The following is a 17,607-nucleotide window of genomic DNA, read 5'->3' as shown; positions in this document are numbered from 1 at the left end:
CTATGGCGATTATTCTGCCAGCCCATATCCGAATGCCGTCATTTACGCGCTTTCAATTTATCGAGGTAATCAGCCCACAGCTGCATCATGCCAATACGCCCCTCCAGATGAGAGGTTCGGTTGTACGCCCGGCCATTGGCATCCCTGACAGAGTGCGCCAGCTGGTGCTCAATCCAGTCCACTCGAACATCAAGCACTTCATCAAGCAGGGTTCGTGCGATAGCCCGCCAGCCATGTTGGGTCATCTTACCCTTATACCCGAGAGCTTTGAGCAGCTTGTTGAGGGTGTTATCGCTAATTGGCTCCCCCGGTTTGGTGCCTTCAAAGACATAGCCTGAACTGCCTGTGAGAGGCTGGATTTCCTTGAGGATGGCAACAGCCTGTCGGGACAAGGGAACTACATGTGACTCCCTCATCTTCATCTTCTCTGCCGGGATGCTCCAAAGCGCCTTCTTCAGATCAATTTCTGACCACTCGGCATGACGCAATTCCCCCGGCCTGACAAATACCAAAGGGGCCAACCGGGCTGCTGCCTTGGTGGTGACTGCTGCCTGACAGCCATCAATCGCCCGAAGCATCTTGCCCACCTCATCCGGCTCCAGGATCGCCAGACGGTGCTTTTCCTTTTTGACGGCGATTTGCCCCTGCAGAGGCAAGGCGGGATTGTTGTCCGCACGACCAGTGGCCATGGCGAAATTGAAGATCTCGGAGGCCATGCCTCTCAGGCGGTTTGCGGTATAGCCGCTGGTCTTTTGGGTGTGCTGGAGGACGCCCCACAGCTCCGCAGTGGTGATTTCCGATATTGGCCGACTGCCCAGATAGGGCATAAGACCGTTATCCAGCCAGATGCGTCGCTTCTTCTCCGTTGTCGGCGTCCACTTCTCACTCCGAACCTTGTTCTGTGCCCACTCTTCCGCCACCCCGGCAAAGGTATTGCGCAAGGCCGTTTCTGTGGCCAACTTTTCGGTTTTACGCTGTTGCGCGGGGTCAACTCCGGAGGCGAGCAGCTCCCGGGCTTGCTGTCGCTTGTCGCGGGCCGCCTTGAGACTTGTGCTGGGATAGGTACCGAGAGAGAGCCGCTTCTGTTTGCCATTGAAGCGATATTTGAAGCGCCACCATTTGCCGCCTTTGGGGGAAATCTCCAGGAACATCCCTTCACCATCAGAGATGCTGTAGAGCTTGTCCTGGGGCTTTGCCGCGCGGATTTTGACGTCGCTGAGTTTGTTGGTTTCCATGGCTTTCGCCGTCTTTGGGCTTGGTGTTGGCCCCAAAGTTGGCCCCAGGAGGGGCCAGATGTCAACAAACTCTATCGGACGGTAGCGGAAGAGATCCTCAGATAACCCACTGTTTTTATAGCTTATCGAGGACTCCCTCGGATGCTACCGCACTGCCATTTGGTACCAGAGGCCGGACTTGAACCGGCACGCCCGTGAAGGCAACGGATTTTGAATCCGTCGTGTCTACCAATTCCACCACTCTGGCAGTGGGGCGCGAGTATACCAGCCCTTCACGGCTTTTCCAGCCTTTACGTTAACGCAATTTTGATCGCGGTCACGTTATCCCGGCTGCCCGCGTTCAAGGCTGCCTTGAGAATGGCAGACTCGCTGGCGCCCTCGACCAGCAATTGATGTATCTCAGGCACCCGCAGCACGGAATGGACGCCATCGGTGGTCAACAGGAATTGCTGATCGGCCTCCACCACAAACCGGGCCTGCTCCAGTTTCAGCTTGTCACCATTGCCGATGGCCTGATAAATCACGTGACTACGGGGATGGCGCATGGCTTCTTCTTCGTTGATCTCACCTGCGTCCACCAGTGCCTGCACAGGGGTGTGGTCCTTGGTGATGGCACTGGTTCGCGATGCTTCATGCCGGTAAAGCCGGGCATCCCCGGCCCACAGCACACCGGCCTCGCCATCATGAATCAGCAGCACAACAACCGTCGCCCCCATGGGCTTGCTGCCCAGGTGCATGGCGGCGTGGTGACGGATCGCATGATTGGCGCTTTGCAGGGCGGCATCCACCGCCAGCAACCGATGGGCAATGCTACCCCCGAGGGCAAGATTCTCCAGTGCATGACGGATCATGGTGGCGGCAAGGTCGCCGGCGTCATGGCCGCCCATGCCATCAATAACGGCCCACAACCCCTCACCGTCACGGCACACCAGCGCATCTTCATTGGCCGGCCGGCGGCCTGCGTGGGTGCGTCCCTGCCCCCGCCAGCAGCTCATCTCATCGCACTCGCTGCAGTAGCCAGACACCCAGCACCAGACACAGGGACGGCGGCAGCATGGCAGCCAGAAGCGGGTCAGTATGGAATACCAGCGACAACTGGCCGAAGAATTGCTGGCCGTAATGGAAGATCAACCCGGCGACGATACCCGCCGTCAGCCGCAGGCCCATGGTGACTTCCCGCAAGGGGCCGAACACAAAGGAGATGGCGATCAACACCATGCCGATGGTTGCCAGCGGCATGAACAGTTTCTGCCAGAAGCTGAGCATATAGTCTGCGGTTTCCAGACCCTGGCGCTTCAGATAGCGGGTATATTCCAGCAGTTTGACCAACGCCAGATTGTCCGGTTGAAGCACCACGATGCTGAGCAACTGCGGCGTCAGCTCCGTTTGCCATTCGCCCTGATCTTTCTGGTAGGTTTCGGCGTGATCATCGAACAAACGAGTGCCGTGGATCCCCTCCAGCGACCAGAAATCCCCTTGATAGATCGCCCGATCCACATACTGGGTTTCTGTCAGTTTCTGGTTGTCGCTGAAGCGATAGCGGGTCAGACCGTGCAACACGCCGTTGGGCTGCACCGCATTGATATGAATGAATTCGGGCCCTTCCCGATGCCAGTAACCGTACTTGGAGCGCAGCGCTTCACCGCCGCCCTCGGCCATGGAGCGGTTACTCTGCGCCACCTGCTCGCTGTAAGGCGTCAGGTATTCCCCCAGGGGAATCGACAGAATGATCAGCACCAATACCGGGCGCAACACCAGCCAGCTTACTTTCAGGGTGGAAACCCCGGCCGCACGAATCACCGACAGCTCACCACTATTTGCCAGCAGCCCCAGACCAATCAGGGTGCCCAGCAAAATAGCCATGGGCATGTACTCGTAAAACCGCCGCGGCGTGGTAGTCAGGATAAACTGCAGAGCTTCCATGACCTGGTAATTGCCGCGGAGAAACTCCAGCTCATAAACAAAGCCGAACAGACAATCCAGACCGACAATAATAAACAGGATGGCCAGGGTCGGGATCATCACTGCCCGCCAGAAGTAGCGCTTGAGCAATGTCATGAGCGCGCCCTCCGCCGGAACAGGCGCCCGCCAAAGTAGAGCAGGAAGACCACTGCTCCGGCACTCAGGTGGATCCAGACCATGCTCAGGTACCAGGGCAGCGACCCTTTATGGTCTTCGATGGCGCTGCGGCATACCAGCAACATACCCACGTACAACATGTAGCCCAGCACCGCGGGGATAAGGCGATAGAAACGGCCTTGCCGTGGGTTGACCCGCGCCAGCGGAATCGCCGCCAGCGCCATGATCGGCACGGTGAGAATCAGCGAGAGGCGCCACTGCAGCTCCGCCAGCGCCGCCTTGTTGTCGGCTCGCTGATCCACCAGTTCCTGGGTAGAGCGCCCCCGCACTTTGGGGGGGCGACTATCGGTTTTTTCGCCACCAATACGCACACGAGCTTCCTTGAAGCCCACTTCCTTGTAGTCCAGCTGACCCGGCTTGCCCTGATACTGGAAACCGTCCGTCAGCAACAGGTAACTGATACCTTCTTCCACCACCAGCTTGCCGCTTTTCGCCCAGACGGTGAGCAAGCGGCCGGCCTCGCCCTGGCTTTCAAAACGGGCATCGGCCACGAACACATTTTCCAGAACCCCCTTTTCCCGGTTCAGGTGTTCCGCATAGGTGGCGCGCTGGGAATCGCTGGAACCTTTGACATGAAACCGTCCCGGGGTAAGCAACTCCAGCACCGATCGGTCTTTCTGCTCCTCAAAAATCCGGTTCACCTCTGCATCCCCGCGCGGCGTGACGTAGAGAGAAAACATGCCCACCAGAGTGGTGGCCATCAAAATGGGCACCACCAGCGAACGCACCACCCGGCCGTTACCTTGACCACCGGCCTGCAGCACTACCATCTCGTTATCCATGTGCATCCGCCCCAGCACCAGTAGCAAGGCGATATACAAACTCAAGGGAACGATCATCTGCAGGAATTCCGGCATCCGGAACGCCATCACCAGGAACAGCGCATCGGCGGCTATTTCACCGGCCGCCGCTTCCGCCAGGTATTTGATAAAGCGCCCACTGACCAGCACCATCACCAGAATAAAGGTGACCAGTACCGTGGTCATGAACACTTGCCGGTTAATATATCGATGAAGAATCAAGGGCAGGCCCACTCATTGCTGTCTGCAAAAACGCACCGGGCACAATAAAGGCAGGCGAATAGCCGGCGGCTCGGCACACACCGCCGGGCAAAAAACGCCTGCGGCAGCAGTGAATGCCACCTAGTGTAACTGAGTGCTCGACCAAGGTGATAATTCCGTGTGAATAAGGCCACCGATGGAAAGCGCCGAACGGATTGCGTTTCCGTGCGTGACGGCCCACTATTTCCTTTATTTATCGGGTGAATAGCGCCCCCACCCTTTTATTGATCTGGAGACAGCATGGACTTCGCAGTAAGCAACAGGCCCCTGGAAAAAAGCAAGGCAGACGCCCTGATCGTACTGTTGAGCAAGAAAAGTGACCTTCCCGAGGCCCTGCCAGACAGCACCCGCGAACACATTTCCCAGTTCATGAAGGCCGGCGATTTCAGCGCAAGCAAAGGTCAACTGGGTTGGCTGCATGCCCCTCAGGGCATCAATGCGGCCCGTCTGCTACTGGTCGGCACCGGTGACAGCCCACTCAGCGACCACAGCTGGCTCTCCCTGGTGCAAAAAACCGCCAAGGCACTGACGGCCGCCCCGGTGAAACAGGCCCTCTGGCTGCTGGATGACGCCCAGCCCCAGGCACTGGAATGGCAGGTTCGCGAAGGCAGCCGGGTAGTGGAAGAAAGCACCTACCGTTTCGACGCCTACCGCAGCAATCCGGCGCCGGCCAGCAAACTGGCCAAGCTGACTTTCTGGCACGCGGAAAAAGACGCCGCCCTCGCCAAGGCCCACAAAACCGGCAAGGCGGTCGCCGTTGGGGTGAACCTGGCCCGGGATCTGGGCAACCTGCCCCCCAATGATTGTTTCCCCGAATACCTGAGCGGCGTGGCCCGCGATCTGGCCAAGGATTACGAAAAACTCACCGTAAAAGTGCTGAGCCAGGCACAGGCCGAAAAGATGGGCATGGGCGCCTTCCATGCGGTGGCCAAAGGGTCCGAACGCCAGGGCCAGATCATCGTGATGGAGTACAAAGGCGCCAAACCGACCAAACAAGGCCCCGTGGCCCTGGTTGGCAAGGGCATCACCTTCGACACCGGCGGCATCTCTCTGAAGCCCGGCGCCACCATGGATGAAATGAAATACGACATGGGCGGTGCCGCCAGCGTTTTCGGCTCCGTGAAGACCGTGTGTGAGTTGGGCTTGCCGATCCATCTGGTCGCCGTCGTGGCCGCCGCCGAAAACATGCCCGACGGGCGGGCCGCGCGCCCCGGCGACATCGTCAAGACCCTGTCCGGGCAGACCGTGGAAATCCTCAATACGGATGCCGAGGGCCGGCTGGTGCTGTGTGATGCGCTGACCTATGTGCAGCAGAAGCACAAGCCACATACCGTCATCGACATCGCCACACTCACCGGCGCGTGCGTGGTTGCACTGGGCGCCCATGCCCAGGCGGTTTACGCCAACGATGATGCCCTCAGCGAAGCCCTGCTCACCGCAGGCAAGGAAACCGGCGACCGCGGCTGGCCCATGCCCCTGTGGGACGAGTACCAAAGCCAGCTGGACAGCCCCTTCGCCGACATGCAGAACATTGGCGGGCCCAAGGCCGGCTCCATCACCGCCGCGTGCTTCCTGTCCCGCTTCACCAAAGACGTGAAATGGGCGCACCTGGACATCGCCGGCACCGCCTGGGTCAGCGGCGGCATGAGCAAGGGCGCCACCGGCCGCCCGGTGCCCATGCTTACTCGCTATTTGATGAACCAATGCTGACAAGCCTCACGCAACACGCCGCACGCGAACCAAACGCACTCGGCGTGTTGCCTGCAGGCGTGTCGCATGGAGCCTTTAATTGACTGAAGTCACGTTCTATCTCAGCAGCAAGGTCGGGGACGGTGTACGCCAGGCGCTGGCCTGGCGAATTGCCGATAAAGCCCTGAAGCAAGGTCGCCAGGTTTATGTGCATTGCCAGAATGAGGCCCATGCACGACAGGTGGACGCACAATTCTGGCAATCTCCTGCTACGGGTTTCTTGCCCCATGCCCTGGGCGGGGAAGGCCAGGCACCGGTGTTGCTCGGGTTCGGCGACGATCCCGGTCATCATCACGATGTGCTGATCAACCTCACCGACCAGGTGCCGGACTTTTCGTCCCGCTTCCAGCGAGTGGCCGAAATGATCAGCGGCGCCGATACCGAACGACAACAGGGACGAGAGCGCTTCCGCTTCTACCGGGACCGGGGCTTTCCCGTTACCACTCATGAACTGGGCTGACCACTGCGAGCGACACGGCGATGAGCAACAACAAGGAGACGGCAAAACACGCGCTACTCAAGGAACTGGATGATGTTCAGTCCCTGCTGGATGATGCTGACACCCCGACTCAGCCGCCCCTGCTGAAGCCCTCAGCAGAAGACACCACAGCTCCGGATTCTCAGCGGATCCGGCAGCTCGCCAGCGAACGGGCCAATCCATTCCTGTCCGGTCGCCCGGCGCCCAGCACATCACCAGCGCAACCGGCCCCCTCCGTCCCCACCCCTGCCCCACAGACGGCAGCCCCGCGCCCGACGCTGACCAACCGCGATATCGACGCCGCCATTGATGAACTGGTGGCCGAGGCCCTGCCCAAGCTCGAAAAGGCCCTGCGCCTGAAGCTACGCGCGGCCCTGCGCAGGAAGACCTGACGCACCTCAGCCCAGGTGCCTTTGTGAAAGTGAGCCGCCTTTTCTGTTTGCCTCGTCAGGCATCCGGCGCTCGGCGCCAGGCGTTTTCTCACAACCCGCGACGAACCCGCCCCGCTTCGCTATAATTCGCCCTCATTTTTTCTGGTTTAGAAGCGGTGATCATGGACAAAACCTACCAACCCGATCGCATCGAGCAATCCTGGTATGAACACTGGGAAAAGGCCGGTCATTTCAAGCCGAGCGGCCAGGGTGATTCCTTCTGCATCATGATCCCGCCCCCCAATGTCACCGGCAGCCTGCACATGGGTCACGCCTTCCAGGACACCATCATGGACACCCTGGTGCGCTACCGCCGCATGCAGGGCCGCAACACCCTGTGGCAGGTGGGCACCGACCATGCCGGCATCGCCACCCAGATGGTGGTGGAACGCAAACTGGCCGGCGAAGGCACCAACCGCCACGAACTGGGCCGGGAGAAGTTTCTCGACAAGGTCTGGGAGTGGAAAGGCGAATCCGGCGGCACCATCACTCGCCAGCTGCGCCGCATGGGCGCCAGCGTGGACTGGACCCGCGAACGCTTCACCATGGACGACGGCCTCTCCAACGCCGTGCGCGAAGTCTTTGTGCGCCTGCACAAGGAAGGCCTGATCTACCGTGGCAAGCGCCTGGTCAACTGGGATCCTGCCCTGCACACGGCCATCTCCGACCTGGAAGTGGAGAACGTGGAAGAACAGGGCCACATGTGGCACTTCCGCTACCCGCTTTCCGACGGCTCCGGCCATCTGGTGGTTGCCACCACCCGCCCGGAGACCATGCTCGGCGATACCGCCGTGGCCGTGCACCCGGAAGACCCGCGCTACAAGGACATGATCGGCAAGACCATTCGCCTGCCGCTGGCAGAGCGCGACATCCCCATCATCGCCGATGATTATGTGGACCCGGATTTTGGTTCCGGCTGCGTAAAAATCACCCCCGCCCATGACTTCAACGACTATGAAGTGGGCAAGCGTCACGACCTGCCGATGATCAACATCCTGACTGCGGATGCGGCCCTCAATGAAGAAGTGCCGGAGGCCTATCGCGGCCTGGACCGCGTGGATGCCCGCAAGAAAGTCGTGGATGATCTGGATGCCCTTGGTCTGCTGGAAAAGGTAGCTGACCACACCCTGCAGGTGCCCCGTGGCGACCGCTCCGGCGTTGTCATCGAACCCTACCTGACCGATCAGTGGTTCGTGGCCGTGGAAGAGCTGGCCAAGCCCGCCATTGCCGCCGTGGAAAATGGCGACATCCAGTTCGTGCCCAAGAACTACGAAAACATGTACTTCTCCTGGATGCGCGACCTGCAGGACTGGTGTATTTCCCGGCAGCTCTGGTGGGGCCACCGCATTCCTGCCTGGTATGACGCCGACGGCAATGTCTATGTGGGCCGCAGCGAGGAAGAGGTCCGCGCCGAACACAATCTTGGTGACACACCGTTGAGCCAGGACGATGACGTTCTGGACACCTGGTTCAGCTCCGCCCTGTGGACCTTCTCTACCCTTGGCTGGCCGGAAGACACCGATGCCCTGCGCACCTTCCATCCCACCGATGTGCTGGTGACCGGTTTCGATATCATCTTCTTCTGGGTTGCCCGGATGATCATGATGACCCTGAAGTTCACCGACCAGGTGCCCTTCAAGAAGGTTTATGTGCACGGCCTGGTGCGCGACAACGACGGCCAAAAGATGTCCAAGTCCAAGGGCAATGTGCTCGATCCGCTGGACATGATCGACGGCATTACCCTGGACGCGCTGATCGACAAACGCACCAAGGGGCTGATGCAGCCGCAAAAAGAAAAGCAGATTACCAAGCGCACTCACAAGGATTTCCCGGATGGCATCAACCCCTACGGGACCGATGCCCTGCGTTTTACTTTCCTGTCACTGGCCTCCACAGGCCGGGACATCAAGTGGGACATGGGCCGGATCGAAGGCTACCGGAACTTCTGTAACAAGATCTGGAATGCCGCCCGCTATGTGATGATGAATACCGAGGGCGAAGATTGTGGCGTCACGGCTGACAGCGACATCGAGCTGTCCCTGGCGGACCGCTGGATTATCTCTGCCCTGCAACGGGCCGAGCAGGAAGTCAGCGACGCACTGGACAGCTTCCGCTTTGACGTGGCCAGCCATGCCGCCTACGAGTTCATCTGGAATGAATACTGTGACTGGTATCTGGAGCTTTCCAAACCAGTGCTCTGGGGCGACGAGTACTCCGCTGCCCAGAAACGAGGCACCCGCCGCACCCTGGTCACTGTTCTGGAAGCAATCCTGCGCCTGGCTCACCCCTTCATGCCATTTATTACCGAAGAAATCTGGCAAAAGGTTGCCCCACTGGCAGGCAAAGCAGCAGACAGTGAAGGTGAAAACAGCAACACCATCATGCTGCAAGCCTTCCCGGCCAGCGACCCCGCCAAAATCGATACTGATGCTGAAACCGGTGCAGAATGGGTGAAAGCGGTGATCAGTGCGGTACGCAACATTCGTGGCGAAATGGGCATCCCGCTGGGCAAGGCGCTGCCAATCTACCTGCATAACGGCAAGGACTCCGACCAGGCCCTGCTGGAGGCCAACCGCGTCTTCCTGAGCAAACTGGCCAAACTGGAATCCATTACCTGGCTGGCAGCGGAAGACTCCGCCCCCGCCTCCGCCACGGCACTGGTAGGCGACATGGAAATTCTGGTGCCCATGGCCGGGCTGATCGACAAGGAAGCGGAAATAGAGCGGCTATCCAAGGAAACCGACAAACTACGCAAGGAAGTGGGCCGCGCGGAAGGCAAGCTGAAGAACCCCAAGTTTGTCGATAAGGCGCCCCAGGCGGTGGTCGATAAGGAAAAAGCCAAGCTGGATGACTATCGCTCCCAGCTGGCCAAGCTCGACGAGCAGCTGGAAAAAATCAAATACCTGTAAGGACGGCCATCATGGATGATCCCCGCCGCGCCCGCATTCTCACCTGCGCCCAGGAAGTCTTCGCCAGCGAAGGCTTTCGCAGTGCCGAGGTAAAGACTATTGCCGAGCGGGCCGGCGTGGGCAAGGCCACCATCTATAAATTCTTTCCTTCCAAGGAAGCCTTGCTGCTGACCATTGTGAAGGAAAACCTGAACACCATCCGCGATCTGATCCTGTCCGAACTGATCGGTGTTGCGCCTCCCCTGGAGCGGCTGGAAAGCCTGTGCCGAGCCGTGGCTCGCTACCTGGAACAGAATCAGGATTTTTCCCGGGTGCTGATTCAGGAGGCCGGCGACTTCATGGGCGACATCCAGCGCCAGTATCTGACCCTGATGGAGCAAAACCTGCCCGTGGCCGATGCTTTTTTCAATGAACTGCGCAAAGACGGCTATTTTGTTGCCCTGCCTACTCGCGATACGATTCTGATGATGGTAAACCTTGTCACCGGAACCACGTATACATGGGCCCTCACAGGTGAGGGCAGCCTCGAACAACAAGCCGCAGACTACATGAAGGTGTTGATCCGCGGCCTCAGATAGGACGAGCCGAGATCATGCGACTTATGGTTATCTTTACCGCGTTGCTTTCCACCACCCTGATTCACGCCGGAACGCTCGATCAGCTGACCGACGCCCCCCACCGCACCCCGCAGGAAAAGGCCCGTGACGAATACCGCCACCCGGTGGAAACCCTGAAATTTTTCGATGTCGAAAAAGACATGACGGTGGTGGAAATATGGCCCGGCGGCGGCTGGTACACCTCCATTCTCGCGCCCTGGCTTTACAAGTCCGGCACCTATTACGCCGCCCACTTTCCTGAAGACAGTGACATCCCGTTCTATCGCCGCTCGGTGACCCAGTTCAAGACCAAGCTGGCAGAGCACCCGGAAATTTACGACCATGTTCGGGTCACGGCACTCAATCCCCCCACTTACACGGTTATCGCCCCGGCGGGCACCGCAGACCGCGTGCTGACTTTTCGCAACGTGCACAACTGGGCAAAAGCGGGGAAGACGGAAGCGGTGTTTGCCAGCTTTTACCAGGCCCTTAAACCCGGCGGCATTCTCGGCATCGTGGAGCATCGTGCACCGGAGGTCCGCCCGCTGGAAAGACAAATCGAAACGGGCTACATGAGCGAGGGATATGTGATTGCCCAAGCCGAACAGGCGGGGTTCAAGCTGGTGGATCAATCGGAAATTAACGCCAACCCCAAGGATCAGGCAAACCACCCGGCCGGGGTCTGGACACTGCCCCCCAGCCTGCGTCTTGGCGACAAGGACCGGGACACCTATGAAGCGATCGGGGAAAGTGACCGTATGACACTGAAGTTTATCAAGCCGGAGTAACCCGGCTCGATAGAATCGTTACGGCGCCGGGCGCTCCAGCATGCCCGGCGTGACTTCACCCAGCACCAGAGATTCAGCCACCCCCACCGCTACCCGCAAGCACTGGTCGAGGCGTTCCTGGGAAAAACCACCGTCCTCGAAAATATACAGCGAGTAATTTTCCAGCATCCAAAGCATAGTCAGGAAAACCAGCGGCTCGTAGTTCTTGCCGGTAAACCGGTTAATCTGTACCGCAAGCACTTCCGACGCCAGCGTCTGGGCACGAGTACGGTGTGGCGCAAGGGCCGAATCAGAAGAACGGGCCTCTTCCATCATCAGCTTGATCACCGGCCCCATGCTCACGTGATAATCGAAATACACCTTGGTGGTGTTGCGGATGATGTCATTGGCAGACGATGCCTGCTTCACCTCTTTGTGGAAGTGCAGCAGCATGTTATCCACAAAAATACGGTAAATGCTTTCCAGCACATCCATCTTGTTGCGGAAGTACTTGTAGAAAGTTCGGCGCGACACGTCAGAAGCATCCAGCAGGTGTTGAACTGTCGTACGCTGCAACCCGCGCTGGGCAAAAACCTGCATGGAATGGATCAGGATCTCCGCCCGCGCCTGGGAGCGTTGCCCCCCTTCTTCGCGGGCATGCACTTCCAACACCTGATTCACCACCTGGCGAATCGCATCAATGTCACTGCTTCCTGTCTGCACCTGACAAATACCCCTTACAATGTATACTTTGCGGTAGCTTAACCAACGGTCATCACAGAGTAAACACCGAGTTTATCCTAAGCCATGACCGTTCCGCTCACCGCTTCAGGGTCTCGGCGACGCTTCCAGACCTTTTCGTGGAAATGGTAAGCCACCGTATTCACACAAGGTTCCACCAGCGCCGTCAAACCACCGATACGCCAGTCGCCGGTCATCGCCCAGACGACCAGAAACGCCACTGAAATATGCATTACTCCGAAACTGATTGTCTTGGCCATGAGATGCCCTCCTTTTCGACTATCATCGCCAACCCTATCCCTATAGAGAAATGCTATTCCCATATCCCAGCAATAGCTAATAGCAATCATTATCACTACGCGATTATCAAGGATTGTTAACTTGCCCCCTAAATCATGCGCCAGTCACGCTCAGTGCTTTACTCTATGGCATTCGCCAACGACAGGGTTTACACCATGAGCAAGAAAGCCTTCCTGATTCTCCACGGTAAACAGGCCGCGAATCAGGCCGTTCGCGACGCAGTCATGAACTGGCGTGATCAGGGCCACGAGCTGGCTGTTCGAGTCACCTGGGAAGGCGGCGATGCCGAGCGTTATGTCCAGGAAGCCCTGAATAACGGCTTTACAACGCTCATTGCCGGCGGTGGTGACGGATCAGTACGCGACATCACCCAGGCCTTGATGGAAAGCGGCCAGCAAGATCTGGAGCTGGCGATCCTCCCACTTGGCACGGCTAACGATTTTGCCACTGCTGCGGACATTTCACCGGAGCCGTCAGACAACCTTCGCTTGCTCGAAAACGACCCTCACCCCTGCGATGTCATACAGGTTAATGACCATTATTTCCTCAATATGGCCACCGGCGGTTTCGGTACGGAAGTCACAACCCAGACATCGGAAGACCTGAAGAAGATGCTTGGCGGGGCAGCCTACCTGCTCACCGGCCTGAGTCGATTCTCGGAAATCGAATCCGCCAAAGGGCACTTCAAGGGCGAAGACTTTGAATGGGAGGGCGAATTTCTCGCCCTGGGTCTGGGCAATGGTCGCCAGGCAGGTGGTGGACAGCGTCTATGCCCTGACGCCCTGGTCAATAATGGCCTGTTCGATGTGGCGATCCTTCCCGCAGACATGGACTTGCTCGCCGGCGTGAAAGAGCTGTTCGACAGCGAAGCCCGTCAGGACCCCAACCAGGAAGGATTATTCATACGTACCCGGCTCAGTGAAATGCACATTGAAACACCAACGCCAATGAACCTGAACCTGGACGGCGAGCCCATTCAAAATACCACCTTTCACATCCGCTCCATTCCAAATGCACTTCGCTTGTACCTGCCAGAAAACAGCCCGCTGTTAGGCTGATGCCTGCTGCCCGCCGCAACGCTGGACAAACTCGCGAACTTTCTGCCGACGTTGATCCAGCTTGTGGCCGTACAGGGGGAAATGCTCCCACACCCCCAGATCCTTGACGCCGTAACGACGTGTTGCCACTGCCACCACCATCATTCCGGTTCGAATGACGCCCATCTCGCAGTGCACCAGACAGCGGCTTCCACCGCGATCAATCTCATCCATAAACTGCAGGATCTGCGCTTCCGTTGGCGGTGTGTCCTGGGCCATGGGGATATTGACCAGCTTTAATCCATGGCGGCGACAATAAGCGAGCTGCCGTACATACCATCCCTTCTTGCTGTACTCCGACTCCAGGCGCAAATTGACAATCGTGTTGATCCCCAATACCCGATGCATGATACGCAAGCCTACCGGCCCCAGAGTCCCACTACGGTAAAGCTTGCCGGGTTTGACCACACGAAAGTGATACATCAGCTTGCGATACCGGTAAATAAATAAAACAGCAAGAAGGACCGCAACGACGGTATAGAACAGCATGGCAAAAACTCCGCAACGTGGATATCGCTGCAGTGTGGCGTGTCTTTTTGGCAAGGGTATTACAGGGAGGGGGGCGGGGGCCTGGCAGAGCTAGGCTGTGACAAGAAGCGCGCTTCTGCCCAGCCTGAACACAAAAAACCCCCGGCGCTTTCGCGACGAGGGTTTTCTGTTTGTTTAAGAGCCTGACGATGACCGACAGTGCGTGACGAGCATGCTCGTCATCCCTTCGGGACGCCTGCGGCGCACCAAGCTGGCTCCTGCGGAGCATCGCTTGTCACATGGCGGCTTCGCCGCGAGGTAGGGAGAATAATTCACCGTATCCTAAATACAAAAAAAGCCCCCTAGCATAACGCTAGGGGGCCTTTTTTGTATTTAAGAGCCTGACGATGACCTACTCTCACATGGGGAAGCCCCACACTACCATCGGCGATATGTCGTTTCACTTCTGAGTTCGGCATGGGATCAGGTGGTTCCAACATTCTATGGTCGTCAGGCAAACTGGTTTGGTTGCCCTGAATAATCAGGATGACCAAATAGGTTGCCTTACCGGTGTTCTCTACCGAAGTAGAACTGCTTGCTCACCGGCAAAGCCAAATTGGGTAACGAGAAGTTTGCTATTCAACTGCAAGGTTAGTATCTCTCACACCGTATCTTTGCGTTACCTGGCTTGATGTGCCGAGTAACTGCTTTGGTGTTATATAGTCAAGCCTCACGGGCAATTAGTACTGGTTAGCTTCACGCCTTACAACGCTTCCACACCCAGCCTATCAACGTTGTGGTCTTCAACGGCCCTTCAGGGGAATCAAGTTCCCAGGGAGATCTCATCTTGAGGGAGGCTTCCCGCTTAGATGCTTTCAGCGGTTATCCCGTCCGAACGTAGCTACCCGGCAATGCCACTGGCGTGACAACCGGAACACCAGAGGTTCGTCCACTCCGGTCCTCTCGTACTAGGAGCAGCTCCTCTCAAATCTCCAACGCCCACGGCAGATAGGGACCGAACTGTCTCACGACGTTCTAAACCCAGCTCGCGTACCTCTTTAAATGGCGAACAGCCATACCCTTGGGACCGGCTTCAGCCCCAGGATGAGATGAGCCGACATCGAGGTGCCAAACACCGCCGTCGATATGAACTCTTGGGCGGTATCAGCCTGTTATCCCCGGAGTACCTTTTATCCGTTGAGCGATGGCCCTTCCATACAGAACCACCGGATCACTAAGACCTGCTTTCGCACCTGCTCGACTTGTAAGTCTCGCAGTCAAGCACCCTTCTACCTTTACGCTCGTTGCACGATGTCCGACCGTGCTGAGGGTACCTTTGTGCTCCTCCGTTACTCTTTGGGAGGAGACCGCCCCAGTCAAACTACCCACCACACAATGTCCCCGATCCCGATAAGGGACCCAGGTTAGAACCTCAAACATGCCAGGCTGGTATTTCAAGGACGACTCCACAATGACTAGCGTCACTGCTTCAAAGTCTCCCAGCTATCCTACACAAACAGGTTCAAAGTCCACTGTGAAGCTATAGTAAAGGTTCACGGGGTCTTTCCGTCTAGCCGCGGGTACACAGCATCTTCACTGCGATTTCGATTTCACTGAGTCTCGGGTGGAGACAGCGCCCCCATCATTACGCCATTCGTGCAGGTCGGAACTTACCCGACAAGGAATTTCGCTACCTTAGGACCGTTATAGTTACGGCCGCCGTTTACCGGGGCTTCGATCAAGAGCTTCGCCGAAGCTAACCCCATCAATTAACCTTCCGGCACCGGGCAGGCGTCACACCCTATACGTCCGCTTACGCGTTTGCAGAGTGCTGTGTTTTTAATAAACAGTTGCAGGGGCCTTTTCACTGCGACCGCCGATAGCTCAGAGAGCAAGTCTCATCACCGTCAGCGGCGTACCTTCTCCCGAAGTTACGGTACCACTTTGCCTAGTTCCTTCACCCGAGTTCTCTCAAGCGCCTTAGAATACTCATCCCAACCACCTGTGTCGGTTTGGGGTACGGTTCCTTATAACCTGAAGCTTAGAAGATTTTCCTGGAAGCATGGCATCAACCACTTCCCGGTCACAAAGGACCAGTGGTCTCGACTCTCAGCCTTAAGGTGCCGGATTTGCCTAACACCTCAGCCTACAGCCTTTCCCCGGGACAACCAACGCCCGGTAGGCATAGCCTTCTCCGTCTCTCCATCGCAGTTATAAGAAGTACAGGAATATTAACCTGTTTCCCATCAGCTACGCATTTCTGCCTCGCCTTAGGGGCCGACTCACCCTGCGCCGATTAGCGTTGCGCAGGAAACCTTGGTCTTTCGGCGTGGGAGTTTTTCACTCCCATTATCGTTACTCACGTCAGCATTCGCACTTGTGATATCTCCAGCATGCTTCTCAACACACCTTCACAGACTTACACAACGCTCCCCTACCCCGCATACATAGTATGCAGCCGCAGCTTCGGTATCCAGTTTGAGCCCCGTTACATCTTCCGCGCAGGCCGACTCGACTAGTGAGCTATTACGCTTTCTTTAAAGGGTGGCTGCTTCTAAGCCAACCTCCTAGCTGTCTGAGCCTTCCCACATCGTTTCCCACTTAACTGGAATTTGGGGACCTTAGCTGGCGGTCTGGGTTGTTTCCCTCTTCACGACGGACGTTAGCACCCGCCGTGTGTCTCCCGGATAGTACTCACTGGTATTCGGAGTTTGCATCGGTTTGGTAAGTCGGGATGACCCCCTAGCCGAAACAGTGCTCTACCCCCAGTGGTATTCGTCCGAGGCGCTACCTAAATAGCTTTCGGGGAGAACCAGCTATCTCCGAGCTTGATTAGCCTTTCACTCCGATCCACAGGTCATCCGCTAACTTTTCAACGGTAGTCGGTTCGGTCCTCCAATGCGTGTTACCGCATCTTCAACCTGCCCATGGATAGATCGCCCGGTTTCGGGTCTAATCCCAGCAACTATACGCCCTATTAAGACTCGGTTTCCCTACGGCTCCCCTAAACGGTTAACCTCGCTACTGAAATTAAGTCGCTGACCCATTATACAAAAGGTACGCCGTCACCCCACAAGAGGGCTCCGACTGCTTGTACGTACACGGTTTCAGGTTCTATTTCACTCCCCTCTCCGGGGTTCTTTTCGCCTTTCCCTCACGGTACTGGTTCACTATCGGTCAGCCAGGAGTATTTAGCCTTGGAGGATGGTCCCCCCACATTCAGTCAAAGTTTCACGTGCTCCGACCTACTCGATTTCACTTGATCAGATTTTCGGATACGGGGCTATCACCCACTATGGCCGGCCTTCCCAGACCGTTCTCCTAATCATTCACAAGCTTAAGGGCTAATCCGCGTTCGCTCGCCGCTACTGACGGAATCTCAATTGATTTCTGTTCCTACGGGTACTTAGATGTTTCAGTTCCCCGCGTTCGCCTCACATACCTATGTATTCAGTATGTGATACCTGCCTTATGACAGGTGGGTTTCCCCATTCGGAAATCTCCGGATCAAAGTCTGTTTGCCGACTCCCCGAAGCTTATCGCAGGCTACTACGTCCTTCATCGCCTCTGGCTGCCAAGGCATCCACCGTGTACGCTTATTCACTTGACTATATAACCCAAAACAGTCACTTCCAG

General features: G+C 57.3%; 14 protein-coding genes, 1 tRNA gene and 2 rRNA genes. 7 read left to right on the top strand and 10 right to left on the bottom strand.

Going from position 1 to position 17,607, the window contains the following annotated elements; all coding sequences use genetic code 11:
- Nucleotides 1-38: 38 nt before the first annotated feature.
- The 5 genes from ADG881_RS14130 to lptF all read right to left on the bottom strand — a co-directional run bounded on the left by ADG881_RS14130 (nucleotide 39) and on the right by lptF (nucleotide 4,408).
- Nucleotides 39-1,235 carry an integrase arm-type DNA-binding domain-containing protein gene (locus ADG881_RS14130; protein ID WP_007149573.1) on the bottom strand — a complete coding sequence of 399 codons (1,197 nt, stop codon included), beginning with the start codon at nucleotides 1,233-1,235 and terminating at the stop codon, nucleotides 39-41.
- Between the two features lie 160 nt (nucleotides 1,236-1,395).
- Nucleotides 1,396-1,482, bottom strand: a tRNA-Leu gene (locus ADG881_RS14125).
- A 43-nt stretch (nucleotides 1,483-1,525) separates the two neighbouring features.
- Nucleotides 1,526-2,230: a PP2C family serine/threonine-protein phosphatase gene (locus ADG881_RS14120; protein ID WP_007149148.1), complete on the bottom strand. Its 705-nt coding sequence runs from the start codon at nucleotides 2,228-2,230 to the stop codon at nucleotides 1,526-1,528.
- Nucleotide 2,231: 1 nt separating this feature from the next.
- Nucleotides 2,232-3,293, bottom strand: a complete 1,062-nt coding sequence (gene lptG / locus ADG881_RS14115; RefSeq protein ID WP_007149880.1) for an LPS export ABC transporter permease LptG — start codon at nucleotides 3,291-3,293, stop codon at nucleotides 2,232-2,234.
- Nucleotides 3,290-4,408 (bottom strand): LPS export ABC transporter permease LptF, encoded by a 1,119-nt coding sequence (gene lptF, locus ADG881_RS14110; RefSeq protein WP_007149372.1) that lies wholly within the window; start codon nucleotides 4,406-4,408, stop codon nucleotides 3,290-3,292. The genes lptG and lptF overlap by 4 nt, the downstream gene beginning before the upstream one ends.
- Before the next feature lie 267 nt (nucleotides 4,409-4,675).
- Here lptF and ADG881_RS14105 point away from each other — a divergent pair, with 267 nt between their 5' ends.
- The 6 genes from ADG881_RS14105 (at nucleotide 4,676) to ADG881_RS14080 (ending at nucleotide 11,386) form a co-directional block, all read left to right on the top strand.
- Complete coding sequence (locus tag ADG881_RS14105; RefSeq protein ID WP_007151539.1) at nucleotides 4,676-6,145, top strand: leucyl aminopeptidase; 1,470 nt, start codon at nucleotides 4,676-4,678, stop codon at nucleotides 6,143-6,145.
- Nucleotides 6,146-6,224: 79 nt separating this feature from the next.
- Nucleotides 6,225-6,644, top strand: coding sequence for a DNA polymerase III subunit chi (locus ADG881_RS14100; RefSeq protein WP_007149654.1), 420 nt, complete (start codon nucleotides 6,225-6,227; stop codon nucleotides 6,642-6,644).
- A gap of 20 nt (nucleotides 6,645-6,664) precedes the next feature.
- Nucleotides 6,665-7,054, top strand: a complete 390-nt coding sequence (locus ADG881_RS14095) for a hypothetical protein (protein ID WP_007149488.1) — start codon at nucleotides 6,665-6,667, stop codon at nucleotides 7,052-7,054.
- A 161-nt stretch (nucleotides 7,055-7,215) separates the two neighbouring features.
- Nucleotides 7,216-10,002 carry a valine--tRNA ligase gene (locus tag ADG881_RS14090; protein ID WP_007150891.1) on the top strand — a complete coding sequence of 929 codons (2,787 nt, stop codon included), beginning with the start codon at nucleotides 7,216-7,218 and terminating at the stop codon, nucleotides 10,000-10,002.
- An 11-nt stretch (nucleotides 10,003-10,013) separates the two neighbouring features.
- Nucleotides 10,014-10,580, top strand: a complete 567-nt coding sequence (locus ADG881_RS14085; protein ID WP_007151575.1) for a TetR/AcrR family transcriptional regulator — start codon at nucleotides 10,014-10,016, stop codon at nucleotides 10,578-10,580.
- Between the two features lie 14 nt (nucleotides 10,581-10,594).
- Nucleotides 10,595-11,386, top strand: a complete 792-nt coding sequence (locus ADG881_RS14080) for a class I SAM-dependent methyltransferase (RefSeq protein ID WP_039926855.1) — start codon at nucleotides 10,595-10,597, stop codon at nucleotides 11,384-11,386.
- 18 nt (nucleotides 11,387-11,404) lie between these two features.
- Here the strand turns inward: ADG881_RS14080 and ADG881_RS14075 are convergent, their stop codons facing one another.
- Both ADG881_RS14075 and ADG881_RS14070 read right to left on the bottom strand, forming a co-directional pair.
- The gene (locus tag ADG881_RS14075) at nucleotides 11,405-12,088 is read right to left on the bottom strand and encodes a TetR/AcrR family transcriptional regulator (RefSeq protein ID WP_007149631.1); all 684 of its coding nucleotides are present in this window, start codon (nucleotides 12,086-12,088) and stop codon (nucleotides 11,405-11,407) included.
- A gap of 77 nt (nucleotides 12,089-12,165) precedes the next feature.
- Nucleotides 12,166-12,366, bottom strand: a complete 201-nt coding sequence (locus tag ADG881_RS14070) for a DUF2061 domain-containing protein (protein WP_007151059.1) — start codon at nucleotides 12,364-12,366, stop codon at nucleotides 12,166-12,168.
- Between the two features lie 195 nt (nucleotides 12,367-12,561).
- On the opposite strand from ADG881_RS14070, the gene yegS reads away from it, so the two are divergent.
- Entirely contained in the window at nucleotides 12,562-13,464 is a 903-nt protein-coding gene (gene yegS, locus ADG881_RS14065; protein ID WP_039927478.1) for a lipid kinase YegS, read from the top strand.
- Here yegS and ADG881_RS14060 read toward each other — a convergent pair.
- The 3 genes from ADG881_RS14060 to ADG881_RS14050 all read right to left on the bottom strand — a co-directional run bounded on the left by ADG881_RS14060 (nucleotide 13,456) and on the right by ADG881_RS14050 (nucleotide 17,581).
- On the bottom strand, nucleotides 13,456-13,992 hold the full coding sequence (locus ADG881_RS14060) for a tyrosine-protein phosphatase (RefSeq protein WP_039926854.1): 537 nt from the start codon (nucleotides 13,990-13,992) through the stop codon (nucleotides 13,456-13,458). The two genes, yegS and ADG881_RS14060, sit on opposite strands and share 9 nt — an antisense overlap.
- 378 nt (nucleotides 13,993-14,370) lie before the next feature.
- Nucleotides 14,371-14,486 (bottom strand): 5S ribosomal RNA (rrf, locus tag ADG881_RS14055).
- Between the two features lie 204 nt (nucleotides 14,487-14,690).
- Nucleotides 14,691-17,581: ribosomal RNA gene (locus tag ADG881_RS14050) — 23S ribosomal RNA — on the bottom strand.
- Nucleotides 17,582-17,607 lie beyond the last annotated feature (26 nt).

This window comes from Alcanivorax sp. DG881 (genome assembly GCF_000155615.1).
In the GTDB taxonomy this organism is placed as follows: domain Bacteria; phylum Pseudomonadota; class Gammaproteobacteria; order Pseudomonadales; family Alcanivoracaceae; genus Alcanivorax.
Note: the sequence above shows the minus strand (reverse complement) of the source record. Positions and strands in the feature narration are given on the sequence as shown.

Coding starts and splice junctions, on each gene's coding strand:
- ADG881_RS14090 (WP_007150891.1), top strand. CDS start 7,216: ATGGACAAAACCTACCAACCCGATCGCATCGAGCAATCCTGGTATGAA.
- ADG881_RS14080 (WP_039926855.1), top strand. CDS start 10,595: ATGCGACTTATGGTTATCTTTACCGCGTTGCTTTCCACCACCCTGATT.
- ADG881_RS14130 (WP_007149573.1), bottom strand. CDS start 1,235: ATGGAAACCAACAAACTCAGCGACGTCAAAATCCGCGCGGCAAAGCCC.
- lptG (WP_007149880.1), bottom strand. CDS start 3,293: ATGACATTGCTCAAGCGCTACTTCTGGCGGGCAGTGATGATCCCGACC.
- ADG881_RS14105 (WP_007151539.1), top strand. CDS start 4,676: ATGGACTTCGCAGTAAGCAACAGGCCCCTGGAAAAAAGCAAGGCAGAC.
- ADG881_RS14060 (WP_039926854.1), bottom strand. CDS start 13,992: ATGCTGTTCTATACCGTCGTTGCGGTCCTTCTTGCTGTTTTATTTATT.
- yegS (WP_039927478.1), top strand. CDS start 12,562: ATGAGCAAGAAAGCCTTCCTGATTCTCCACGGTAAACAGGCCGCGAAT.
- ADG881_RS14085 (WP_007151575.1), top strand. CDS start 10,014: ATGGATGATCCCCGCCGCGCCCGCATTCTCACCTGCGCCCAGGAAGTC.
- ADG881_RS14095 (WP_007149488.1), top strand. CDS start 6,665: ATGAGCAACAACAAGGAGACGGCAAAACACGCGCTACTCAAGGAACTG.
- ADG881_RS14120 (WP_007149148.1), bottom strand. CDS start 2,230: ATGAGCTGCTGGCGGGGGCAGGGACGCACCCACGCAGGCCGCCGGCCG.
- ADG881_RS14070 (WP_007151059.1), bottom strand. CDS start 12,366: ATGGCCAAGACAATCAGTTTCGGAGTAATGCATATTTCAGTGGCGTTT.